This window comes from Labrys sp. WJW (assembly GCF_001676615.1).
Classification (GTDB): Bacteria; Pseudomonadota; Alphaproteobacteria; order Rhizobiales; family Labraceae; genus Labrys; species Labrys sedimenti.
Genome location: NZ_LYXZ01000139.1, coordinates 1 through 317, shown reverse-complemented (window position 1 = coordinate 317; position 317 = coordinate 1). Strand labels below are relative to the sequence as shown.

Annotated in this window: 1 pseudogene; it reads left to right on the top strand. The window is 68.1% G+C overall.

The features are described from left to right. Positions 1-317 (top strand): annotated as a pseudogene (locus tag BA190_RS35000) (electron transfer flavoprotein subunit beta/FixA family protein); the annotation flags it as partial.

Genomic DNA, 317 nt, shown 5'->3' with positions numbered 1-317 from the left:
CTGCGTCTGAAGGAAGCCGGCAAGGCGAGCGAAGTGGTGGTGGTTTCGATCGGTCCGGCCCAGGCGGCCGAGACGCTGCGCTCGGGCCTGGCCATGGGTGCCGACCGCGGCATCCTGGTCAAGACCGATGCCACCGTCGAGCCGCTGGCTGTCGCCAAGCTCTTGAAGGCTGTGATTGGCAACGAGAACCCGGGCCTGGTCATCCTCGGCAAGCAGGCGATCGACGACGACATGAACGCCACCGGCCAGATGCTGGCGGCGCTGCTGGGCTGGCCGCAGGGCACCTTCGCCTCCAAGCTCGAGGTGGGCGGCGACAA